A 4,439-nucleotide genomic window follows, 5' to 3' on the forward strand; every position below is an offset into this window, starting at 1 on the left:
TTCAAGCTCATGGGCGACTCGGAGGCCACAGCCGCGAAGAAAGCGGCCACCATTGTGCGCCTCGAAACCCGGTTGGCCCAGGCCAGCAAGAGCCGCGTGGAACTGCGCGACCCCTATGCCAGCTACAACAAGATGACGGTGGCCGAGGCGAATGCCCAGTTCCCGAACATCAACCTGCCGGCTTTCCTCGCTCAAAACAAGTTGGGGGCAGCCAAGGAAGTCATCATTGGGCAGCCTACCTTCTTCAAGGAGGTGAGCACCATGCTCAAGCAGGAGCCCTTGGCCGATGTCAAAACCTATATGGCTTGGCAGCTCGTCAGCTCCGTGCCCTCGGCCCTGCCCAAGGCGTATAGCGACGAGGCTTTCCGGTTTGCGCAGGTGCAGAGCGGGGCCAAGCAGCAGGCGGTCCGTTGGAAGCGCATGCAGTCGGCTACGGATGCTACTTTGGGCGAGGCCTTTGGGCAGTTGTACGTAGACAAGGCTTTCTCACCTGCGGCCAAGCAAAAGGCCCTCGATATGGTAGCCAACATCAAGGCCAGCATGGCCGACCACATCCAAACCAATACTTGGATGAGCGACGCTACCAAGCAGGAGGCCCTGAAAAAGCTGAATGCCTGCGGGTGAAAATCGGCTACCCCGATAAATGGAAGGACTACTCGGCTCTGAACATTACCCGCGAGTCGTACCTGAAGAATGTGCTGGCTGCCCGTCAGTGGAGTTACCAGCAGAACGTGAAGAAGTTTGGTGGGCCCATTGACCGTAATGAGTGGGGCATGACGCCGCCTACCATCAATGCCTATTACAACCCGCCGATGAACGAAATCGTGTTTCCGGCCGGATACCTGCAACCCCCTTTCTTCGACCCCGAGGCCGACGACGCAGTAAACTACGGCGCCATTGGCGGCGTCATGGGCCACGAAATGACCCACGGCTTCGACGACCAAGGCCGGCAGTACGATTCCCAGGGCAACCTACGCGACTGGTGGACCAAGGAAGACGGAGAGCAGTTTACCCAGCGCGCCGCCGTGGTAGGCCGCCAATACGACGCCTTCTCGCCCCTCGACTCGGTGCACGTGAACGGCAAGCTGACTATGGGCGAAAACCTGGCCGACTTTGCGGGCCTTACCATAGTATATGGTGCCCTGGAAAAACAACTGCAGAAGCAATACGGTAATGGTCCGCGCCCCATCATTGATGGATTTACGCCAGAACAGCGCTTCTTCCTGAGTTGGGCGCAGCTGCGCCGCACCAACATTCGGCCTGAGGCCTTGCGCCAGCAGATTCTCACCGACCCGCACTCGCCCGGTCAGTACCGTACCATTGGACCGCTCATGAACATGCCCCAATTCTACCAGGCTTTCGGTTGCCAGCCGGGCCAGAAGATGGTGCGGCCTGATGCGGAGCGCGCCGTTATTTGGTAGCGGTGCAGGGTGGGTAAATTGAAAGTATATCAGTTTACCCGCTCAACCGCTTCGTTTTTTGTAAGTGTGCGGTGATATTCCTGTATATTACTTCACTTTTTTCATGCCCTTTACTTTCCACATGTTCGCAAAGAGCTACTTATTGCTGACGCTGGGTACTGCCGCCGGCCTAGCCCTAACAGGCTGCGCTTCTAGCACCCCGGCCGCCACGGCCACCTCAACCACCCCCGCTACTGCTACCGCATCTGCTACCACCGAAACGGCCGCAAAAGGCCCCGTGCTGCCCGGCGTTGGCCTGGACCTGTCGGCGCGGGATATGTCGGTGTCGCCTTGCGAAGACTTCTTCCAGTACGCCAGCGGCACTTGGGTGAAGAATACCCCCATTCCGGCCGCCGAATCGTCGTGGGGCTCCTGGAATACCCTTATCGACCAGAACAACGCCGTGCTGCGCCAGATTCTGGAGTCGTCGGCCGCTAACAAGTCGGCCGCGAAAGGCTCGAATGCTCAGAAAGTAGGTGATTTCTACGCCTCGGCTATGGACACCGTGGCCATTGAAAGGGCCGGTTTGAAGTACCTGCAGCCGGAGTTGGCGCGCATCAACAGCGTGAAAGACCTCAAAGGCCTGCAGACCCAACTGGTGCGCCAGCAGATGCTACAGACCCGCTCGGTATTCGGCCTGGGCGTGCGCCAGGATTCCAAGAAAAGCACGGAGTATGCCGTATACATGGGCCAGGGTGGCCTCACGCTGCCCGACCGCGACTACTACCTCAAGGATGACGCCCGCTCCAAGACCATCCGGACGGCGTACACCACCTACCTCACCAACATGTTCAAGATGTTGGGTGATAACGAGGCCACTGCTTCTAAGAACGCCGCCACCGTGCTGCGCTTAGAAACCCGGCTCGCCAAAGCTAGCAAAGACCGCGTAGCCCTCCGCGACCGGTATGCCAATTACAATAAGATGACGGTGGCCGAGGCGAATGCCCAATTCCCGAACATCGGCCTGACCGCCATGCTGCCCCAGGTAGGCCTAGGCTCGGTGAAAGAGGTAATTGTAGGCCAGCCTGAGTTTATGAAGGAAGCCAGTGCGGCCCTGAAGCAGGAGCCCATCGGCGACTGGAAAACATACATGCGCTTTCACTTGGTGAACTCCGTAGCCTCGGCTCTGCCCAAGGCCTACGTGGATGAGTCGTTCCGCTTCAACCAGGTGATGAGTGGCGCTAAGCAGCAGCAGCCTCGCTGGAAGCGCATGCTGCGCTCTACGGATGCTACCCTAGGTGAGGCCTTCGGTCAGATCTACGTAGAGAAAGCCTTCACCCCCGAAACCAAGAAGAAGGCCTTGGAGATGGTGGCCAACATCAAGGAAGCCATGGGTGAGCACATTCAGGCCCTGGAATGGATGAGCCCCGCCACTAAGCAGGAGGCCATGAAGAAGCTGAACGGCTTCACCGTAAAAATCGGCTACCCGGACAAGTGGAAGGACTACTCGGCCCTGACCATCTCACGCGATTCATACCTGAAAAACGTACTGGCCGCCCGCGAATGGGAGTTCAAGGATAACGTAGGCCACTATGGTAAGCCCATTGACCGCACCGAGTGGGGCATGACCCCACCGACGGTGAATGCTTACTACAACTCCACGATGAACGAAATCGTGTTCCCGGCCGGTATTATGCAGCCTCCGTTCTTCGACCCCAAGGCCGATGACGCGGTGAACTACGGCGGTATGGGCGCGGTAATCGGCCACGAAATCACGCACGGCTTTGATGACCAGGGCCGTCAGTCGGATGCCGAGGGCAACCTGCGCGACTGGTGGACCAAGGAAGATGCCGCTGAATTCTCGAAGCGCACCGACTTGGTAGGCAAGCAGTACTCCGCTTTCTCGCCGCTTGACTCGGTGTACGTGAATGGCAAGCTGACGATGGGCGAAAACCTCGCCGACTTCGGCGGTACGGCCCTGGCCTACAGCGCCCTGCAAAAGCAGCTTCAAAAGCAATACGGCAGCAGCCCCCGCCCGCAGTACGACGGCCTGACGCCCGAGCAGCGCTTCTTCCTGGCCTGGGCTCAGGTATGGCGCACCAGCATGCGCCCTGAGGCTCTGCGCCAGCAGGTACTCACCGACCCGCACTCACCCGCGCAGTACCGCACCAACGGCCCACTGATGAACATGCCCGAGTTCTATGAGGCCTTTGGCTGTAAGGAAGATGCCAAGATGGTGCGCGCCCAGAACGTGCGTGCCCGTGTGTGGTAAGCCTTAGATAAGTAAGAAATGGAAAAGCGAGTTGCCTCTGGCAGCTCGCTTTTCTTCTTTTGATCTTGAAGTATACAAAGCTAAAAGCTCGACATGACGGGCTTCCCTGGCTACTTAACTCAGCTCCGTTCTTCCATTCCTTTCCAGTATGAAAAACAGAAACACACTCACTCTGGCTGCCTTGTCGGTGGCTGGCCTGGCCATAGCGGGCTGCAGCTCTTCGAAGCCCGTAGCTACCACGCTACTGCCACTGATGCTACTGTGGCGGCCCCAGCTGCTGAAGCACCCGTGGTGAAAGGAGTCGGCCTGGATGTAGCCAACATCGACCCGGCCGTATCGCCCTGCGACGACTTTTTCCACTTTGCCAGCGGTACGTGGCTCAAGAACACGCCCATTCCGGGCAGCGAGGTGCGCTGGGGTAGCTTCCAGCAGCTTGCCGACCGCAACAACGCCGTCAGCCGTCAGATTTTGGAGGAAGCTGCGGCCAACACCTCGGCGCCCAAGGGCAGCAACATGCAGAAGGTGGGCGACTACTACGCCTCCGCCATGGACTCAGTGGCCATTGAGAAGGCCGGCATCACGCCCCTGAAACCGGAGCTGGCGCGCATTGCGGCGGTGAAGGATTTGAAAGGCCTACAAACGGTGGTAGCCCGGCAGCAAGCGTTGGGCACTGGGGCTTTCTTCCGGGCCGGCGTGGGCCCCGACCGCAAGCAGAGCACGGTGTACGCCGTCAATTTTAGCCAGGGTGGCCTGGGCATGCCCGACCG

At 59.0% G+C, this 4,439-nt stretch carries 2 protein-coding genes and 2 pseudogenes; all 4 read left to right on the forward strand.

Annotated features, from left to right (window positions below; translation table 11 throughout):
• Positions 1 to 624: pseudogene (locus tag VI25_RS27325) on the forward strand (M13 family metallopeptidase N-terminal domain-containing protein); the annotation flags it as partial.
• On the forward strand, positions 567 to 1,421 hold the full coding sequence (locus VI25_RS27330) for a M13-type metalloendopeptidase (protein WP_236705173.1): 855 nt from the start codon (positions 567 to 569) through the stop codon (positions 1,419 to 1,421). The pseudogene VI25_RS27325 and the gene VI25_RS27330, both read left to right, overlap by 58 nt.
• Positions 1,422 to 1,524: 103 nt before the next feature.
• Positions 1,525 to 3,672 (forward strand): M13 family metallopeptidase, encoded by a 2,148-nt coding sequence (locus tag VI25_RS20790; RefSeq protein ID WP_236705174.1) that lies wholly within the window; start codon positions 1,525 to 1,527, stop codon positions 3,670 to 3,672.
• 93 nt (positions 3,673 to 3,765) lie between these two features.
• Positions 3,766 to 4,439: pseudogene (locus VI25_RS20795) on the forward strand (M13 family metallopeptidase N-terminal domain-containing protein); the annotation flags it as partial.

The organism is Hymenobacter sp. AT01-02 (assembly GCF_000961955.2).
GTDB classification, from domain to species: domain Bacteria; phylum Bacteroidota; class Bacteroidia; order Cytophagales; family Hymenobacteraceae; genus Hymenobacter; species Hymenobacter mucosus.